The organism is Mucilaginibacter xinganensis, from assembly GCF_002257585.1.
In the GTDB taxonomy this organism is placed as follows: Bacteria; Bacteroidota; Bacteroidia; order Sphingobacteriales; family Sphingobacteriaceae; genus Mucilaginibacter; species Mucilaginibacter xinganensis.
The window spans coordinates 1,046,171-1,063,184 of sequence record NZ_CP022743.1 but is presented as its reverse complement, the minus strand read 5'-3'; the positions used below and the strand labels follow the sequence as shown (position 1 = coordinate 1,063,184).

Sequence of the window (17,014 nt, the reverse complement as noted above, 5' to 3'; positions counted from 1 at the left end):
ACAATAATATGAGCGTAATTTGGAAAGGGGTATTCCCGGCGGTAACCACAAAATTCAATGATAACGATGAAATGGATTTTGCGGCATTTGATAAAAATATCGAGGCACAGTTAGAGGCAGGTGCTAAAGGGATCATCATAGGTGGTTCACTGGGCGAAGCCAGCGTGTTGAGCGACACAGAAAAGATAGAGTTGCTTAAGCAAACTGTAAAAACAGTAAACAAACGCGCTTATGTAATATTAAACATTGCAGAGCAAACTACCAAAGCAGCACTTTTATGTGCCGAAAATGCCTTAAAATATGGCGCCGATGGTTTAATGATGCTGCCGCCGTTAAGGTATCTTGCTGACAAGCATGAAACGCTGGAGTACTTTGCAGCTGTTGCCAAAAGCACGCCGCTGCCAATTATGATCTATAACAATCCTTATGATTATAAGATTGAGGTTACTTTGGATATGTTTGAAGAGCTTTCAAAATATGAAAACATCCAGGCGGTTAAAGAATCGACCCGTGATGTAAGTAATGTTACGCGGATGATCAACAAGTTTGGCGACAGGTTTAAACTAATGACCGGTGTTGATACCCTGGCCCTGGAAAGTATCTTTATGGGAGCTCACGGTTGGGTTGCCGGTTTGGTTGACGCTTTCCCGAGAGAAACTGTTGCTATCTTTAACCTGGCAAAGCAAGGCCGTCACGAAGAGGCTTTAAAAATATACCGGTGGTTCTTACCTGTGCTTGAATTGGATATTCACCCTAAATTGGTACAGTACATTAAACTTGCCGAAACACAAACCGGCCTGGGTACTGAAAATGTAAGGGCACCACGCCTGCCACTTGTCGGCGAAGAACGCACAAGGATATTAGCAATAATTGATAATGCCATTGCCAATCGCCCTGAATTGCCTGCCGGCAGCTGGGGTGTTGAAGCATAAGCAGGTGCTGACCGGATAAGTTGCAAAACTTTTCCCGATATTATCATTGCAGGCGATAGACTTGCGAAGCGCTGAAAGCTTCGCAAGTCTTTGCCCGTTTAATAAATATACTATGGAAACAAGAAATTTAATAGGGTACAATTACCAACCCGAACAAGGCAAAAAATTTAAAGCTGTCGATCCCGCTTCAGGGACAGGCCTGCCCGGTGAGTTTTATGCTGCGAGTATGTCTGAAGCTGATGCCGCTATGAAACTAGCCGACAAAGCTTTCTCATTATACCGCAACATTGGCGGGGCAAAGAAAGCTGCGTTTTTGCGCAGTATAGCTGACGAGATAGTAGCCATTGGCGCACCGCTGATAGAACGCGCTATGGCCGAAAGCGGTTTGCCCGAAGCCCGCCTTATTGGTGAGCGCGCGCGCACTACCAACCAGCTTAAAATGTTTGCCGACCTGTTGGAAGAAGGCTCGTGGGTTGAAGCAATTATAGATACCGCTATTCCTGACCGTCAACCGCTACCAAGAATTGACATTCGAAAAATGATGGTACCGCTTGGCCCCTGTGTGGTATTTGGAGCAAGCAATTTCCCTATGGCATTTTCTGTTGCAGGTGGCGATACCGCCGCCGCTTTAGCAGCAGGTTGCCCGGTAATTGTTAAGGCACACCCGGCGCACCCGGGCACCAGTGCATTAGTTGCAGAGGCTATTAAAAAAGCAGCTGAAAAAACAGAGATGCCAGAAGGTGTTTTCTCAATTCTGTTTGATGATGGCTATGCTATTGGCGAAGTTCTGGTGAAACATCCTAAAACTAAGATAGTAACTTTTACCGGCTCGCTTAAAGGTGGTATGGCATTGGTTAAAATGGCACGTGAACGTGACGAACCGATCCCGGTATTTGCCGAAATGGGCAGCGTTAACCCGATCATCTTGTTACCAAAAGCATTAGAGATCCGGGCAGCAGAACTTGCAAAATTATCAGCCGCTATAACTGCCAATGCTGGCCAGTTTTGCACACAACCTGGTTTGCTGATCGCCGTAAAATCAGCAGCATTAAATACGTTTAAAGAAGCACTTGCTGTAGCTATTGCTGAAGTTAGTTCAGCTACGATGCTTACGCCGGGGATTTGCGCAAACTTTAGTAAACTATCCGCCGGAGTATTGCTGGATGATGCCGTTTCTGTTATAGCCAAGTCAGACAAGCTGGACCAGGAAAAAGCAAACCAGGGAGCAGCTGTGGTTACTGAAATAACTGCTGCTGCGTTTTTGGCAGACGAAAAATTTAAGGAAGAAATTTTTGGGCCCTATTCTATGCTGGTTGTTGCTGATGATATGGCGCAGCTTGAACAGGTAGTAGATTCATTACACGGCCAGTTAACAGCATCCATAATGGCCGAAACAGAAGAATTGCCGAACTACACCGGCATAACCGATAAGCTGGCAAACCTTGCAGGCAGAGTGATACTTAACGGCCCGCCAACGGGTGTTGAAGTAGGTAATGCTATCCATCACGGGGGGCCCTTCCCGGCAACATCTGACAGCCGGTTTACCTCAGTAGGCACATCATCCATCAAACGTTTTGTGCGCCCCGTGTGCTGGCAAAACTGGAGTGAGGATTTGCTGCCTGATGAATTAAAATCAAATAACCCGCTAAAGATCTGGCGGTTGTTTAATAATGAATGGACTAAATAAATCATTAAGTCATTGGGTCATTACTTCCTTGTAAAATTTAGTAAGGCGACCCTGGCGACTCAATGACAAAATGACTAATAAACAAATGACTAAAACATTTTTCTGTATAGATGCACATACCTGCGGCAACCCGGTAAGACTGGTGGCCGGTGGCGGGCCAAACCTGCAGGGTGACAACATGAGCGAAAAGCGCCAGCACTTTTTAAAAGAGTATGATTGGATTCGTAAAGGTTTGATGTATGAGCCAAGGGGGCATGATATGATGTCGGGCAGTATTCTTTACCCGCCTCATGATCCTGCAAACGATGTAGCCGTGCTGTTTATTGAAACCAGCGGTTGCCTGCCCATGTGCGGGCATGGCACTATAGGCACCATTACCATTGCCATTGAGGAAGGATTGATCATACCCAAAATCCCCGGTTTGGTACGCATGGAAGCACCGGCCGGTTTGGTGCTGATTGAATACAAACAGGAAGGAAGCAAGGTTAAATCAGTAAAATTGACCAATGTGGCCTCATACCTGGCCGCTGAAAACCTGGAAGTGGAATGCCCAGATTTGGGTATACTTACGGTTGATGTGAGTTACGGTGGTAATTACTATGCCATTGTTGATCCTCAGCCCAATTTTAAAGGCCTTGAAGACTATACCGCTGATCAACTCATCTCATGGAGCAGGGTTTTACGGCAGCGGATAAACGAAAAATACACTTTTGTACATCCGCAAAACCCAACTATAAACGGCTGCTCACATATCCTCTGGACAGGTAAAACCATATCGCCGGAAGCAACCGCCCGCAATGCCGTTTTCTACGGGGACAAGGCGATAGACCGCTCACCCTGCGGAACAGGCACATCTGCGCGTATGGCCCAGTGGCACGCAAAAGGCAAATTAAAAAAAGGCGATAAGTTTATTCACGAAAGTATTATCGGCAGCCAGTTCATCGGCACTGTTGAGGACGAAGTAATGATAGGCGATAAACCCGCCATTATACCGGGCATTGAAGGCTGGGCAAGGGTATATGGCTACAACACAATTAAAATAGATGACGAGGACCCTTATGCATTTGGTTTCCAGGTGATTTAAGGCTGATTGAATTAAGATTAAATATGAGCAAAGCAATTATAATTGGCGGTGGCGTGATAGGTTTATTTTCGGCTTATTACCTGCACAAATCGGGATGGGAAGTTGACGTTTTAGAGCAGGGCGACCTGTCGGATAATTGCTCGTATGGCAATGCCGGGATGGTTACGCCAAGCCATTTTGTTCCGCTGGCCTCGCCCGGGATGATTGAGCAGGGAATCCGCTGGATGTTTGACAGTAAAAGCCCGTTCTATGTAAAGCCATCCTTAAGTAAGGAGCTGATAGGCTGGGGCTTAAAGTTTATGAAAAGTGCAACCAAAAAACATGTGGAGCGTTCCGCAGGTGGTTTGAGGGATATTTCTTTGCTAAGCAGGAACTTGTACCACGAATTTGAAAAAGAATCGGGTATTGATTTTGGGCTGGAAGACAGAGGTATCCTGATGCTGTTTAAATCGGCAAAGGTAGAGGAAGAGGAACTTCATTTAATTGAAAAGGCAACTAACCTTGGCCTGGACGCCCGGTACCTTACCCCGGCTGAAACCCGCAAACTACAGCCGGATGTTGAGCTGGACATATTAGGCTCGGTACATTATCATTGTGATTCGCACATGTCGCCCAATAAGCTGATGAAGGGGCTGATCAAATATCTTGAAGCAGAAGGCGTCCGCATCCACCGAAACACTGAAGTTTTAGGCATTAATCATGATGGTGGCAAAATAACATCAGTAAGTACCAAAGACAAAACTTTTACCGGCGATAAATATTTAATAGCAGGGGGCTCATGGTCGCCGGCGATAGCTAAAATGGCCGGTTTAAACGTGCCTTTGATGCCCGGAAAAGGCTATTCGTTTATGGTGAATAACCCGGTTAAGCCCATGACAATTCCGTCGATTCTTTGCGAGGCGAGAGTTGCCATAACCCCTATGAACGATGGGATTCGTTTTGGTGGCACCATGGAGATAGGCAAAATAAACAAGCAGGTGAACATGAACCGCGTTAAGGGGATTGTGGAGTCGGTTCCGAAATATTTCCCTGATTTTAAACTTGCGGTACCTGATCAAAAAGATGTTTGGTTTGGTTTCAGGCCATGTTCGCCGGACGGGTTGCCGTATATCGGGATGACCAGCAAATATAAGAACATGGCCATTGCAACCGGGCATGCTATGATTGGCCTGGGCCTTGCCCCGGCCACAGGCAAGTTAATTGCAGATGCTTTTAACGATAAAAAGCCTGTTATAGAAGCGGGATTATTTGACGCTAACCGTTATCAGTAGTATAAGACTTAAAGCATTAGAAGATCTCGGAATTCGTTAGTTAACAACAATTCATATCGAGATCTTCTATCACTTCAAGTCCAGATTTAAAAGTGCTTCGTAAAGCCCACTATTTTCATCGTCAAAACATACAAATGTTACCTTTTCAATCTCGTTTGTTTTTGAAAGGAAGTCACTAACTGTTTCAACAGCAATTTTCGCTGCGATATCTTTCGGGAACCGGTAAACCCCGGTACTAATGTTTGGGAAAGCAATGGTTTTGCAATTGTTGTCAATGGCTAATTGAAGGGCGTTTGTGTAGCAGCGTGCCAGCTTTTCGGCTTCATGATATTTGCCCTCGTTCCATACGGGACCAACGGTATGAATAACGTATTTAGCCGGCAACCGGCCGGCAGTAGTTATCACAGCTTCGCCTGTTTTACAGCCACCCTGCCTGGCAACTATTTTACGGCATTGTTCGAGAATTTCAGGCCCACCGGCCCGGTGAATGGCGCCGTCAACGCCACCGCCGCCCAAAAGTGAGGTGTTAGCTGCATTTACAATAGCATCTGCTATTATTTTGGTGATATCGGCTTTAAGGATCTCTATTGTATAACTAGCAGAGGACATAGCTGGTAATTTATAAAACATAAACAATAAATGTTCCATAATTATTAAAGGAAAAGTAAAAATTATGATTCTCCGATTCCGGAACTTACTGCCTTTTGAACGCATTCAAGTTAATTAACTAAATTTACACCTATGAAAGTGCTGCCCTTTACTATTCCCGTCCCGCATGATCATTCCATCATTGTGCAGGATGAAATATTGCCGCATTTTTATACTTACCTCCATCGCCATGCAGAGATCCAGATCACGTGGATCAGGAAAGGCGAAGGCACGCTTTTAGCAGGGAACAGCATGCATGTTTTTCGGGAAGGAGAAATTTATGTGATTGGCGCCAACCTTCCTCATTTATTCAAAAGCGACCCGGCGTATTTTCAGGGAGACAGCGAAAGGGAGGTGCACACCGTTACTATTTTCTTTAATCCATCGGGGAAATTGTCGGCATTGTTTAGCCTGCCCGAAATGAAAACCGTTAAAACATTTATAACACAAAATCAAAGCGGGTTTAAAGTGCCCGATAGCATGTACACGGCTATGGCTGCAAGGATAGCGGCAATTCAAAAAGCCAGTGGCGTTGAGCAGCTTTACAGTTTTATTGAACTGCTGAATGTTTTGAGTGCAACCAATAATCTCCAGCCGTTGTCGTCGGGCAGCTACTCATTCTCAATGACTGACCCTGAAGGCATGCGGATAGCTTCTGTATATAATTATATTATGCAAAATTACAGCAGCCCGCTAACCCTTGAAGATGTTGCTATGCAGGCGCATTTAACTCCTACAGCTTTTTGCCGCTACTTTAAAAAACACACCCGGCATACCCTGGTTAACTTTGTAAATAAGGTGAGGGTAAACGAGGCTTGTAAAATGCTGGTTAACGGCTCCGCAAAAAGCATTGCCACTATTGCGTATAGCTGCGGCTTTAACAGCATTACCAATTTTAACTACGTGTTTAAGACCATTACCGGTGTATCTCCGCGAGATTATGTAAACAGCTATTCTAATACCATAGAATAAAATTTTCAGGTGATCCTGCTGCTACGGTGTTTTATAAAAATATATGGGCGAATAAACACCCTCGCTTGTTGTAAAATAGCCCTTGCCGTCCGGAGTGAAGCCTATTGCTTCGCCCTGTTTTTCGGGTACATAAAAAGGCTCTTCCGGCTTGGTTTGTAAGGTTTTCCAAATGGGCTCACTACCTTTGCGTTTCCAGTAATAAACCTTTTCGTAGCTTTTTAGTACAACCTGCGCGCCATCCTTTGATATATCCCCCGCAGTTATCCATTTAAACACCTTCAACCCTTTAAAATATAATTTACAGCGTTTGGTTAAGATAACCGTATCATTAGGTTTATAATTTAGCGGCGTTGTATATACCGAAACGGAATCCTGTCGTTTTGAAACAATGTACAGCAGTTTTTCTATCGGATCAACCATCAATGTTTCCGCATCTCTCGGACCATCGGGATATCTTAAATGTAACGGAACGGTGTTAGTGGTTGTATTTTCGGTATCCAGCCATGCTGCTTTTTCCTCAATCCGGTAAACAGTTAAAAAGGACCGGCTTGCATTGTTATCACCTATATCACCCAAATAAATGTAACTTTTATTTTTTGCCGGTCCGGGCCCTACAGCAATATCTTCGCAATCTTTAACGCCTTTTTGTTCTTTTGGCTCGCCTTTAAAATATATGGTTGATTTTAATGTCCCGGTGGGTAATATAGCAAAAAAACGGCTGGTATCGCCGCTATCATTGTGAACGTAGTAAACGTTGGGGTTTAAACCGGATGCGGCAATACCCGAGATCTCATTCATCTCCCTCGCCTCCAGCTTACCGGCAATATCAATTTCGCGGCTAAGTTGCCTGTGCCGGCCATACGCACTTAAAAAAAGTATGATGACCAGCGGAACCAGGATCTTTAATTTATTAGAACGCTTCATTTAATATATTAACCTGTGTATTAAAACATATTATAACGCAAATAAACACTTTTAGTGTGAAGATTTGGTTAAGGCGGCGCATAGATTACAAGCTGCCGACAAGAAATAGCTTATCAAGAAAAATAATATTTCATAATTATTTTTCAAAACAGACGCCGCACTACTTGGTACCGTGGGCACGATGAACATTATTATACCAAAGAACGTTAAATTTTACTGATTACTTAAAGAGCAATGGGTTTAAAGCTATACCCTTCCCTGCTCCAAACTTCAAGCGCCCTTGGCAACGCATACTCCATCCGATCTCTGGCCTTTAAACTATCGTGAAATAGAACGATGTCGCCGCTTTGGGTATGCTTCAAAACATTATCCAAACATTTTTCGGGAGTTATATTTACATCATAGTCGGCAGACAACACATTCCACATAATAAACTCCAGGCCGGGTTTAGCTTGTTTAAGCAGTTTTACCTGCGATCTTTTTGCCCTTCCGTAAGGTGGACGAAACAATTTGGAATCCATTAATTTATCGGCCTCTAAAAAATTATCGAGATATACTTTATCAACTGTATCCCAACCTTTTAGATGATTATAAGTATGATTACCTATGGCGTGGCCTTCACTTTTTAGCTGTTCAAAGATATCGGGATGTTTGCAAATATTTTCGCCTATGCAAAAAAACGTGGCCAGGGCATTATACTGTTTTAAAATATTTAAAACAAATGGTGTAACAATCGGTATAGGTCCATCGTCAAAAGTCAGATAAATGGCCCGGGAGGTTTTATCTGTGTCCCATATTAAATTGGGATATAGCTTTTTAAGCAGCCAGGGGGTTTTTACCAGGTACATTTTAATTGTTAATGGTTGATGGCTCACAGTTAGTGATAACTTTCACGCCGTTAGCTGTTAGACAATTTATTTAGGTGCTAAATGTATCAATAATTAAAATAAAAGATCAGGATTGCGGCGACAATTAAAGCATCAGCCATGATCTACGAAGAAATATAACCTTATGACACAACGTATATTCAAACTAAAAAGGGTAAGTATTTTAAGCATAGCATGCCTAACCTTACTGAGTTTTACAGTAAATGCGCAGCGGGTGATAAGCCTGCAGCAGGCGGTTGATCTTACTTTAGCCAACAACTTGACTATTAAACAGGCTGTGGTAAATGAGAGCCTTGCTAATGAAGATTACAAACAGTCGAAATACAATATGCTGCCGTCTGTAACTGCTAACCCGCAGGCTTCTTATAACTTTGGCCGCAGCCCTAACTTAACCACTTACACCTATAGCAGCCAGTCCTTTTTATACATCAATGGCCAGGCATCAGTTTCTGTTACGCTTTTCCAGGGCGGGCAGTTAAGGAACCAGATCCTGCAAAATAAATTGCAGCTGGATGTTAATAAAACCAGCACGGCCAAAGTAAAAAACGACCTGCTTTTAAATGTAGTTACCGATTACCTTACCATACTTACCGATCAGGACCTTGTTGTTGCGGCAAAACAGCAAATTGAACTGGCCAAAATCACATTAGACCGCGCCCAGAAAAACTACGATCAGCAAAACGCTACCATTGCCGATCTTGCGCAGGCAAAAGCACAGGTTTCAACTGCCGAGCTGAATTTAACAAACGCGCAAAACCAGGTCGACCTGGCTATCCTGATCCTGAAACAATACATGGAAATGGATCCTTCAACACAGATCGCGGTTGAAAAGCCGGATATCAGTAAACTGACCAATATCCGTACCATATATGATGCCACAGAGGTGATAAAAACAGCATTCACTATTAATCCCGATATCCGCCTTGCCGAACTGCAACAGCAAACATCAGCACAGGCCATAAAAGTTGCCAGGGGGGCGTACTATCCTACGGTTTCGTTATTTGGTGGCGCGGGATCAAATTATTCAAACCAAAACAAACAGAAAATAATAGGTACCACCCCTTTTACCCAGCAAGTTGGAACGGTTGCCGCAACCGGACAATCTGTTGTTACCAGCGGGATTCAGCCTATATACGGCCCATATTCATTTACAAATCAGTTTGGAGACAACTTTAACCAATCAGTTGGTTTAAGTGTTCAAATACCCATTTTTAACAAGTTTACCACGCGTACTTCCGTACATAAGGCTAAGCTCAACTATCAAAATGCAGAGCTTACTACGCAGATAGCAAAAAACAACTTAAGTAAAACAATAATCCAGGCAGTGCTTGACCTTGAGGCTGCAGAGAAGAGTTATCAATCGGCATTGCAAACATTCAACTCAAACAAGGAAGCGCTGAACGTAACCAAGCAACGCTACGATGCAGGCTTTGTAAACACGCTGGACTACAATACAGCAGTGACGAATTTCAATAAATCGCAAAATGATATGATTGCGGCGCAATACCAGATGATATTCAGAAGCAAAGTAATTGATTATTACATAGGTAATCCGATAACACTGTAAGAAAAAGTCTGAAAATCAGGAAAAGCCAAAAGAAAAAATAAAGAAATCTCAAATAAAAATAATAAATCCGAAATCGAAATTCCGAAATCTGAAATCATAAAACAATCATGGGAAAAACTACAAAATATATTCTGATCTCATTAGGCGCACTAATCGTTTTGCTTATTGTGCTTAAGGTTGCAGGCGTTATTGGTAAGCCTCAAAAAACACAGGTTGCAACCGAAAAAGCCACAAACCGTGACATAAATGAGTCAGTATCGGCCAGCGGAAAAATCAAACCGCACGTTGAGGTAAAAATAAGCCCCGAAGTTTCGGGTGAGGTTGTTGAGTTACCGATAAAAGAAGGCGACGTGGTAAAAAAAGGGCAGTTGCTTTGTAAGATTCGCCCTGACATTTTAAAATCGGGCTATGATCGCGCTGTGGCCTCGTATAATACTCAAAAAGCAAGTGTAGGTAATTCAAGCCAGATGCTTAAACAAGCAGAAGCCACTTTTGCAAACCAGGCATCAATTTACAAACGCGACCAGGCTTTGTATAACAACAAAGTATTAACTGCTGCGGAGTTTGACGCTGCCAAAGCAAATTACGAAGGCGCAAAAGCTTCATTAGAAGCTGCAAAACAAAATGTTATAGGTTCAACCTATGGCCTTGCCCAGTCACAGGCATCGGTTAAAGAAGCGCAGGATAACCTTGCTAAAACAACCATTTACGCACCTGTTGACGGTGTAGTTTCAAAATTATCCATCCAGATTGGCGAACGTGTTTTAGGTACCCAGCAATTTGCAGGCACCGAGATCATGACCATATCAGACTTGAGCCAACTTGACGTAAATGTTGATGTAAACGAAAATGATATTAACCGCATTAAACTTGGCGATTCGTCAAAAATTGAAGTAGATGCGTTTTATGGTAAAACATTTGGCGGTAAGGTAATTGAAATAGGCAGTTCGGCCAACGTGGTTGGCACCAATGCCGACCAGGTGACTAACTTTACTGTTAAAGTAAGAATCAGCCCGGAATCATACAAAGCGTTGCTGGTTAAAACCGCAACTAACCAGGTACCTTTTCGCCCGGGATTAACCGCTACTGTTGACATTAATACCAATCATACCAATTCATTATCAGTACCTATTCAATCAGTTACTACCCGCCAGGAGAAAAAGGATAGCACAGGCGTTAAAAAAGATGATGACAAGTCAAAACCAGCCATTAGCGAACCTGTAAAAGAATACGTATTTGTTTACAAGGCAGGCAAAGTAAAACAGGTGCTGGTAACAACCGGGATCCAGGATGATACCAACATCCAGATATTATCAGGCCTTAAAAACGGCGACGAAGTTGTTTCGGCTCCATTTGCCACCATATCAAAACTTTTAAAAGACAATATGGACGTTGAAAAAGTAGATAAGAGCAAGTTGTTTGTACCAACGGGAAATTAGCAGCCGATTGGCAGTTTTGAAAAGTTTGTTTAAGCACTACTTACTGCAAACTGCATACCGGAAACTGCAAACTACTTAACAATATTTCACTAAATTTGTCCTGTCAATTAAACCTGGCAGGACATTTTTGTTGACAATTATCAGTGAGCCGGTATGAATATTGTAAATGATACCCTGGTCGCCGCTAACTGCTTACTAAAATTGCCAACTGAACCATGAATAACAAAAAGAAAACGATAGCAGTTGTGGGCGGAGGAAGCTGGGCTACAGCTAATGTTAAAATACTTACCGATAACCATACCGACAAGGAAATTTTTTGGTGGATGAGGAGCGAAAGCGCTGTTCAGCACCTGCAAAAATTTAAACATAATCCCAATTACCTCAGTTCGGTTGAAATTGGCGTTCCAGCCCAAAATATCTCTACTGACCTGAAGCGCATCATCAGCGAAGCCGAATTTGTGTTGCTTAACGTACCCGCTGCTTTTTTAAAAGAGGCATTAAAAGGCATTAGCCCTGCTGACCTTGCCGACAAAAAAATAGTTTCGGCAATTAAAGGGATCGTACCGGACGAAAACCTGATCATTGGCGAATTTCTAAACCAGCATTATGATGTCCCTTTTGATCATTTTATAGTGATCAGCGGTCCGTGCCATGCGGAAGAAGTAGCGCTTGAGAAACTTTCTTATCTAACTATTGCATCGCGCGACCATGAGCTTGCCGCTGAGTTTGCCGGCATGTTTAATACCCGGTATATTAAAACTATCGTATCTGACGATATTTACGGCACCGAATACGGCGCCGTATTAAAAAATATATTTGCCATAGCAAGCGGTATTTGCCATGGCATTGGCTATGGCGACAATTTCCAGGCGGTGCTTATTGCAAATGCCATTCGTGAACTGAAACGATTTGTAGATGCCGTTCATCCGATCAACCGAGACATAATGGAATCGGCTTATCTGGGTGATTTGCTGGTTACTGCTTATTCGCAGTTTAGCCGTAACCGGACTTTTGGCAATATGATAGGCAAAGGGTACACGGTAACATCGGCGCAACTGGAAATGAATATGATTGCCGAGGGGTATTATGCAGTAAATTGCCTACAACAGGTTAACAAACAGTACAAAGTGAGTATGCCCATTTGTGATGCTGTTTATGCTATTTTATACCAAAAAAGGGCTCCGGCACAGGAAATGAAACATTTGGCAGAACATTTGAGTTAGTTTATTTAAATTAACTTAAATATCTATGAAAAACGCAGTTAAAGTAGCAATGATTGCTGCAGGCATTTTTGCATTTACACAAAGTAATGCGCAAACTCACAAAGATTCGACACTTGGCCACAAAATAGGCAAAACAGCTACAAAGGTTGGCCATAAAACATCGCAGATTGCTGCTAGCGGTGCTGCGGCAGTAGTTGATAAAAAATATGAAGGCAAATGCGGCCCCAATGGCCAAACTGTTTACATAAACGAACATTCGCATTACTATTACATCAACAAAAAAGGCCACAGGGTATATCTTAAAAAATCGCAATTGATGGATAAACCTGAAGCCAAATAATTGTAAAAATCAATTCATCAGCACCCTTTTTAAGGGTGCTGATATTACTGCTATGAAAAAGTACGCTTTAATCTTAATTCACCTTTCGTGTGCCTTTGCATTGTTTTGGGCTGCTTGCACTTCAAACGCTTCAAACAATAAGCTTCAGGGTAAGTGGCAATCAAAAGATGGCAGTACTAAATTAAAAATAACCGATAAGTCATTCACAATGGATGATGGCGAAGCTATAGCTGAGGACTACTTTATTAAGGGGGATACCATTTTCACCTCGTTTGAAGGAAATAAACCATATACCGCCTTTTTAATCCAGAAGTTGGATGATCACTACCTTAAACTGATGGGGCCTGATTCCGTTGCTATAGAGTTTAACAAGTAGGTAGTTAAGATACTAATCTTTAAAATCCTAAGCTTCTTAACTAACCTATAATCTCCATTCTCTAACCACTAACTCCAAAATGCAAAAACCCCCAATCTTACGAATGAGGGTTTGCAAACAAACTAACTAAACTAAACTTGTGCCCGAACCACCAGGCACTTATGAAAAACTAAACTTAAAATCTTCTTTTGCGTTCGCCACGGTCTTCACGGCGTTTGCCGGAGAAGTCACGGAAACCGCCAGCAGAGGCATTTCTTTCGCCGCCTTTGTAACCGCCTTCGCGTCTTTCGCCACCGCCGCTTCTTTCGCGGTTGTAGCCGCCTTCTCTGCGTTGGTAACCACCGCCGCCGCCTTCACGACGCTCGCTGCTGCCTTCGCCGGATATTTCTATCCGTACCGGCCGACCTTTAAATTCGGCCTCTTTAAAGCCACCCATTACCTTCTCAACGTCGGCATTCGGTACTTCAAAAAACGAATAAACACCCTTAACATCGATCTTACCTACAGTACGGCCACTTATTTTCGACTGGTTGCAGATGTAACCCAACAAGTCGCCGCGGTTAAACTCATCAACCGAGCCCAGATTTATAAACAAACGTGTATATTCAGATTTGCCAGCGCCTTCACCACGTGGTGCACGCTCACCATCTCTTTCAAAACGACGGCCTTCTTCAAGCGGCGCGTTAAGATCAGGTGCATTTTTATAATAATCAAGGAAACGGTTAAACTCAATTGATGCAAAGCGTTTAATAAAATCCTCTTTGGTTAAGTCTTTAAACTCCTCCATTATCCGTGGCAGGTATTGCTCAATCTGCTGCTCGTTAACCTGTACATCATGTATTTTGTGTACAATGCTGAACAATTGTTTTTCGCAAACATCAAAACCGGTCGGTATTTCAGCTTTAACAAATTTCTTTCCTAAACCGCGCTCAATCTGGCGGATCTTACCTAATTCTTTTGCATTAATGATAGAGATTGATACCCCTGTTTTACCGGCACGAGCTGTACGTCCGCTACGGTGGGTGTAATTCTCAACTTCATCAGGCAAGCTGTAGTTAATAACGTGTGTAACGTCATTAACGTCAATACCACGTGCAGCCACGTCAGTAGCAATTAATAATTGCAGGCTGCGGTCGCGGTAGCGTTTCATTACCTTATCGCGTTGTTGTTGCGAAAGGTCACCGTGTAAAGAATCGGCATTGTAACCGTCTTTTAGCAACGCTTCTGCAATATCCTGGGTTTCTATTTTGGTACGGCAAAATACGATACCAAAAATATCAGGGTTAAAATCAACAATACGTTTAAAAGCAGCATATTTATCACGGGCACGTACTATGTAGTACTCATGCTCGATATTGGCATTACCTGTATTTTTTGTGCCCATGGTAAGCTCAAAGGGCTCGTTCATGTACTTTTTCGCGATGCGGCGAACTTCGGTAGGCATGGTGGCTGAAAACAGCCATGTTTTTTTCTCGTCAGGAGTAGTAGATAAAATACTGTCAATGTCTTCCTGGAAGCCCATGTTTAGCATCTCATCAGCCTCGTCCAATACAACAAATCTAACCTGCGAAAAATCAATCGCTTTACGGTTAATAATGTCAAGCATACGGCCAGGTGTGGCAACAACAATTTGCACACCGCGTTTTATCTGGCGCAATTGGTCAGAAATGCTTGCTCCGCCATAAACTGCAACAACGTTAACGTTGTTCATTTTTTTGGAGTAATTTTTAATGTCATTCGTGATCTGTAAACAGAGTTCACGTGTTGGGCACAATACAAGTGCTTGCGGATAATTTACTTCGAAGTCCAGCAGTTCTAATAGTGGCAGTCCGAAGGCAGCAGTTTTACCGGTCCCGGTTTGGGCTAATCCGACAAAATCGTTGCTGCCTGTTAACAATACCGGAATTGACTGTTCCTGGATTGGCGTAGGATTTTCAAATCCTAACTCAGAGATGGCATTAACAATATCATGACGGATTCCCAGATTAATAAATGGGTTCATGAATTTAAATAACGTATTTGGCTTCATCGCCAAATCGGGCGCAAAGGTATACATTATTATTTATAATTCAAATACCATTTTTCAAATTTATGATTATGGTATTTTATCACTCAAAAACACCGCTTTAAACATAAAAATGTTATTTTTATTGACACTATTAAGCCCCCGTATCATGAAAGTAAAAATCACACTCGTTTTATTGTTCACATTAATTGCCTGGCGCAGCTTCGCCCAGGAGGGTAAATCGCCATTTGATACCACTAAGTATGGTAAAAATACTGCGGTTGGCAAGTATGCCGAAATCCGCGGGTTTAAGATGTATTACGAAACATACGGCAAAGGCGAACCCCTGCTTATCATTCATGGCAACGGCGGCTCTATCAATAACTTTTTGTACCAGATACCCTACTTTGCTAAAAACTACCAGGTAATTATTGCTGATAGCCGGTCGCAGGGAAAGTCTGTCGATCATACCGATTCTTTAAGCTATGAAATGATGACCGATGACCTGAACGCCTTGCTTGATAAATTAAACTTAAAGCAATGCAATGTAATTGGCTGGAGCGACGGCGGCATTGAAGGGTTAATGCTTGCTATGCGCCATCCCGAAAAAGTAAAAAAACTGGCGGTAACAGGCGCCAACCTTTGGCCGGACACCAGTGCGGTTGATCCGTTTGTTTATAACTACGCGTTAAAGATGAATCTTAAGGGACAGGATACCATTAAAAAAATAAAGAATGTTACGCCCGAAATGAAAGATCAGCTTAAGCTGCTTCATCTTTTAACTTACGCGCCGCACATTAAAATTGCCGATGTAAAAAAGATCAGTTGCCCGACGCTTGTTATCGGCGGCGACCACGATGTGATAGTAACAAAACATACCATGCTAATAGCAGACCTGATCCCGAATTCTTATTTATGGATCCTGCCAAATTCAGGACATTCAACACCTATTTATTATAAAGATATGTTTAACCAGGTGGTCGGCGACTTTTTTGCCAAGCCATACCGCAAGATTGAGGGATACGGCAGGTTTAATTAAGCAGCGATGCAACGTTAATTGGGTTGGTTAGGTTGAAGTTTAACACCTTACCATACTTAACCAACCCAATATAACTCACTAAGCTACTCTCCCCTACCTCAACCTATCGGCCGATTTTACCAGCTTTTCATCTGATTTTATAGCGCGGATTGCCAGCAAGATTAACAACATACTTATGGAAGACAGGAAAAGCCCAATGCCCCAGTTATGCGTATCTATCTGAACGCTGCCCATAACTTTCTTTGCCGCCTGTGACAGCCAGAAACTGTAACCAACAATTGCTACCAAAGCAATATAGCATAGCGTTATTTGCTGTTTACGATTTTTATACAAAAATATGAGCACCAATGGCAATAAAGCAACTATAGCAGTTGCAATGGTGAGTCCTAAAAAAAACTCCGTATGCGTATTTTGCCCGTTAATATCCTGGTAAACGCCGGTAACCATTAAGGTAATGGGCTTGGCATCAACATATACGTTATGTACCAATGGGAAAAGGAATAGTGCGAACAGTGCAAGGCTGGCAAGCAACAGGTAAATGCTTTGTATTCGTTGTAACATATAATTAATTTATAAACAAAGATATATTGTTTTAGTGATTGTTATATGTGTTATGTATT

Annotated in this window: 16 protein-coding genes; 11 read left to right on the top strand and 5 right to left on the bottom strand. The window is 42.6% G+C overall.

Going from position 1 to position 17,014, the window contains the following annotated elements; translation table 11 throughout:
• Positions 1 to 8: 8 nt before the first annotated feature.
• The 4 genes from MuYL_RS04670 (at position 9) to MuYL_RS04655 (ending at position 4,974) form a co-directional block, all read left to right on the top strand.
• Positions 9 to 932 (top strand): dihydrodipicolinate synthase family protein, encoded by a 924-nt coding sequence (locus MuYL_RS04670; RefSeq protein WP_094569421.1) that lies wholly within the window; start codon positions 9 to 11, stop codon positions 930 to 932.
• A gap of 112 nt (positions 933 to 1,044) precedes the next feature.
• Positions 1,045 to 2,619: an aldehyde dehydrogenase (NADP(+)) gene (locus MuYL_RS04665; protein WP_094569420.1), complete on the top strand. Its 1,575-nt coding sequence runs from the start codon at positions 1,045 to 1,047 to the stop codon at positions 2,617 to 2,619.
• A gap of 85 nt (positions 2,620 to 2,704) precedes the next feature.
• Entirely contained in the window at positions 2,705 to 3,703 is a 999-nt protein-coding gene (locus tag MuYL_RS04660; protein ID WP_094572852.1) for a 4-hydroxyproline epimerase, read from the top strand.
• Between the two features lie 23 nt (positions 3,704 to 3,726).
• Entirely contained in the window at positions 3,727 to 4,974 is a 1,248-nt protein-coding gene (locus MuYL_RS04655; RefSeq protein ID WP_094569419.1) for an NAD(P)/FAD-dependent oxidoreductase, read from the top strand.
• Between the two features lie 69 nt (positions 4,975 to 5,043).
• Here the strand turns inward: MuYL_RS04655 and MuYL_RS04650 are convergent, their stop codons facing one another.
• Positions 5,044 to 5,583 carry an O-acetyl-ADP-ribose deacetylase gene (locus MuYL_RS04650; RefSeq protein WP_094572851.1) on the bottom strand — a complete coding sequence of 180 codons (540 nt, stop codon included), beginning with the start codon at positions 5,581 to 5,583 and terminating at the stop codon, positions 5,044 to 5,046.
• Positions 5,584 to 5,715: 132 nt separating this feature from the next.
• On the opposite strand from MuYL_RS04650, the gene MuYL_RS04645 reads away from it, so the two are divergent.
• On the top strand, positions 5,716 to 6,594 hold the full coding sequence (locus MuYL_RS04645; RefSeq protein WP_094569418.1) for an AraC family transcriptional regulator: 879 nt from the start codon (positions 5,716 to 5,718) through the stop codon (positions 6,592 to 6,594).
• Between the two features lie 21 nt (positions 6,595 to 6,615).
• On the opposite strand, the gene MuYL_RS04640 is transcribed toward MuYL_RS04645, so the two are convergent.
• Together MuYL_RS04640 and MuYL_RS04635 are read right to left on the bottom strand one after the other, a co-directional pair.
• The gene (locus tag MuYL_RS04640; RefSeq protein ID WP_094569417.1) at positions 6,616 to 7,518 is read right to left on the bottom strand and encodes a hypothetical protein; all 903 of its coding nucleotides are present in this window, start codon (positions 7,516 to 7,518) and stop codon (positions 6,616 to 6,618) included.
• Positions 7,519 to 7,742: 224 nt separating this feature from the next.
• Positions 7,743 to 8,366, bottom strand: a complete 624-nt coding sequence (locus MuYL_RS04635) for a polysaccharide deacetylase family protein (RefSeq protein WP_094569416.1) — start codon at positions 8,364 to 8,366, stop codon at positions 7,743 to 7,745.
• A 163-nt stretch (positions 8,367 to 8,529) separates the two neighbouring features.
• Here MuYL_RS04635 and MuYL_RS04630 point away from each other — a divergent pair, with 163 nt between their 5' ends.
• From MuYL_RS04630 to MuYL_RS04610, 5 genes are all read left to right on the top strand, one after another.
• Positions 8,530 to 9,972 carry a TolC family protein gene (locus MuYL_RS04630; protein WP_094569415.1) on the top strand — a complete coding sequence of 481 codons (1,443 nt, stop codon included), beginning with the start codon at positions 8,530 to 8,532 and terminating at the stop codon, positions 9,970 to 9,972.
• 107 nt (positions 9,973 to 10,079) lie between these two features.
• Positions 10,080 to 11,411 carry an efflux RND transporter periplasmic adaptor subunit gene (locus tag MuYL_RS04625; RefSeq protein WP_094569414.1) on the top strand — a complete coding sequence of 444 codons (1,332 nt, stop codon included), beginning with the start codon at positions 10,080 to 10,082 and terminating at the stop codon, positions 11,409 to 11,411.
• A 215-nt stretch (positions 11,412 to 11,626) separates the two neighbouring features.
• Complete coding sequence (locus MuYL_RS04620) at positions 11,627 to 12,634, top strand: NAD(P)H-dependent glycerol-3-phosphate dehydrogenase (protein ID WP_094569413.1); 1,008 nt, start codon at positions 11,627 to 11,629, stop codon at positions 12,632 to 12,634.
• 25 nt (positions 12,635 to 12,659) lie between these two features.
• Positions 12,660 to 12,974, top strand: a complete 315-nt coding sequence (locus MuYL_RS04615; protein WP_094569412.1) for a hypothetical protein — start codon at positions 12,660 to 12,662, stop codon at positions 12,972 to 12,974.
• 52 nt (positions 12,975 to 13,026) lie between these two features.
• Positions 13,027 to 13,350, top strand: a complete 324-nt coding sequence (locus MuYL_RS04610; protein ID WP_094569411.1) for a hypothetical protein — start codon at positions 13,027 to 13,029, stop codon at positions 13,348 to 13,350.
• A gap of 175 nt (positions 13,351 to 13,525) precedes the next feature.
• On the opposite strand, the gene MuYL_RS04605 is transcribed toward MuYL_RS04610, so the two are convergent.
• On the bottom strand, positions 13,526 to 15,352 hold the full coding sequence (locus tag MuYL_RS04605) for a DEAD/DEAH box helicase (protein ID WP_094569410.1): 1,827 nt from the start codon (positions 15,350 to 15,352) through the stop codon (positions 13,526 to 13,528).
• A gap of 172 nt (positions 15,353 to 15,524) precedes the next feature.
• Here MuYL_RS04605 and MuYL_RS04600 point away from each other — a divergent pair, with 172 nt between their 5' ends.
• Positions 15,525 to 16,394, top strand: coding sequence for an alpha/beta fold hydrolase (locus MuYL_RS04600; protein WP_094572850.1), 870 nt, complete (start codon positions 15,525 to 15,527; stop codon positions 16,392 to 16,394).
• A 93-nt stretch (positions 16,395 to 16,487) separates the two neighbouring features.
• On the opposite strand, the gene MuYL_RS04595 is transcribed toward MuYL_RS04600, so the two are convergent.
• A complete protein-coding gene (locus MuYL_RS04595; RefSeq protein ID WP_094569409.1) occupies positions 16,488 to 16,955 on the bottom strand; it encodes a DUF4293 domain-containing protein in 468 nt (155 codons plus the stop codon).
• Positions 16,956 to 17,014: the final 59 nt, after the last annotated feature.

What these genes read in the sequence shown, in the direction of transcription:
- MuYL_RS04660 (WP_094572852.1), top strand. Translation starts at nt 2,705, where the DNA reads ATGACTAAAACATTTTTCTGTATAGATGCACATACCTGCGGCAACCCG.
- MuYL_RS04635 (WP_094569416.1), bottom strand. Translation starts at nt 8,366, where the DNA reads ATGTACCTGGTAAAAACCCCCTGGCTGCTTAAAAAGCTATATCCCAAT.
- MuYL_RS04605 (WP_094569410.1), bottom strand. Translation starts at nt 15,352, where the DNA reads ATGAACCCATTTATTAATCTGGGAATCCGTCATGATATTGTTAATGCC.
- MuYL_RS04650 (WP_094572851.1), bottom strand. Translation starts at nt 5,583, where the DNA reads ATGTCCTCTGCTAGTTATACAATAGAGATCCTTAAAGCCGATATCACC.
- MuYL_RS04595 (WP_094569409.1), bottom strand. Translation starts at nt 16,955, where the DNA reads ATGTTACAACGAATACAAAGCATTTACCTGTTGCTTGCCAGCCTTGCA.
- MuYL_RS04620 (WP_094569413.1), top strand. Translation starts at nt 11,627, where the DNA reads ATGAATAACAAAAAGAAAACGATAGCAGTTGTGGGCGGAGGAAGCTGG.
- MuYL_RS04610 (WP_094569411.1), top strand. Translation starts at nt 13,027, where the DNA reads ATGAAAAAGTACGCTTTAATCTTAATTCACCTTTCGTGTGCCTTTGCA.
- MuYL_RS04630 (WP_094569415.1), top strand. Translation starts at nt 8,530, where the DNA reads ATGACACAACGTATATTCAAACTAAAAAGGGTAAGTATTTTAAGCATA.
- MuYL_RS04645 (WP_094569418.1), top strand. Translation starts at nt 5,716, where the DNA reads ATGAAAGTGCTGCCCTTTACTATTCCCGTCCCGCATGATCATTCCATC.
- MuYL_RS04665 (WP_094569420.1), top strand. Translation starts at nt 1,045, where the DNA reads ATGGAAACAAGAAATTTAATAGGGTACAATTACCAACCCGAACAAGGC.
- MuYL_RS04655 (WP_094569419.1), top strand. Translation starts at nt 3,727, where the DNA reads ATGAGCAAAGCAATTATAATTGGCGGTGGCGTGATAGGTTTATTTTCG.
- MuYL_RS04670 (WP_094569421.1), top strand. Translation starts at nt 9, where the DNA reads ATGAGCGTAATTTGGAAAGGGGTATTCCCGGCGGTAACCACAAAATTC.
- MuYL_RS04625 (WP_094569414.1), top strand. Translation starts at nt 10,080, where the DNA reads ATGGGAAAAACTACAAAATATATTCTGATCTCATTAGGCGCACTAATC.
- MuYL_RS04600 (WP_094572850.1), top strand. Translation starts at nt 15,525, where the DNA reads ATGAAAGTAAAAATCACACTCGTTTTATTGTTCACATTAATTGCCTGG.
- MuYL_RS04615 (WP_094569412.1), top strand. Translation starts at nt 12,660, where the DNA reads ATGAAAAACGCAGTTAAAGTAGCAATGATTGCTGCAGGCATTTTTGCA.
- MuYL_RS04640 (WP_094569417.1), bottom strand. Translation starts at nt 7,518, where the DNA reads ATGAAGCGTTCTAATAAATTAAAGATCCTGGTTCCGCTGGTCATCATA.